This is a genomic window from Rhizobium redzepovicii, from assembly GCF_019793435.1.
Taxonomy (GTDB): domain Bacteria; phylum Pseudomonadota; class Alphaproteobacteria; order Rhizobiales; family Rhizobiaceae; genus Rhizobium; species Rhizobium redzepovicii.
Genome location: NZ_JAILYH010000069.1, coordinates 1 through 713, shown reverse-complemented (window position 1 = coordinate 713; position 713 = coordinate 1). Strand labels below are relative to the sequence as shown.

The window sequence follows — 713 nt, the reverse complement described above, 5'->3', positions numbered from 1 at the left end:
TGGGCGACCAGCATATCCAGACGGATTATGAGCTGCTAATGCAGGACTTGCAGCGAAACGATCCGGATCTCGCCGCCAGGACGCGGCTTATCGATCCCCTGATAGCCCATTATCATCTGCGCCTGGGCGATGAGAGCACCGCGCTGAGCGCTTTCCAGCGCATCGTTAATGATCAGGATGGAAGAGATACAGCCGACTTCCTGTTCCTTCCAGTGAGCGATGCCAGTGCTTCGGATCCTGATCACCGCGGCACCCATTGGTCGCTGCTACTCGTTGACCGTCGCAACCGCGAGGGGCCGGCTGCCTATCACTATGACTCCTTCCGGGGCCAGAACGACGAGTTTGCAGCAATGCTCGCACAAAGATTGGGTACCCGTCTGGAGCCCGTCCGCATGACCCAACAGCGCAACGACTATGATTGCGGAGTCTTCGTGGTTGACGGCACGCGGGCGCTCGTTAGACGACTGGCGCGAAGAGGCCGGCCAGCCGTGCTGCACCTCGACAACCTCGTCGCCGATCGGGAGCAACTCCAACGACGTCTGAGCCCCGCGCCCAACAGTGCTCGAGCGGGGGCTGCGGCGGCTGGACCGGAGTCCTCCACACAGATCGCCGATCCCGCAGAGTTTTGGCATGGAGTGGCTCAACCCGGCCAGCTTCCCGATAGCTGGAATACAGCGCCCTTCCGGCAGGATTTGCCGTCAGCCGCCTATTCA

Annotated in this window: 1 protein-coding gene; it reads left to right on the top strand. The window is 61.4% G+C overall.

The window, feature by feature from the left end:
• Positions 1-713: Ulp1 family isopeptidase (locus tag K6N12_RS33600; protein ID WP_246645734.1), on the top strand; the 713-nt coding region annotated here is incomplete at both ends.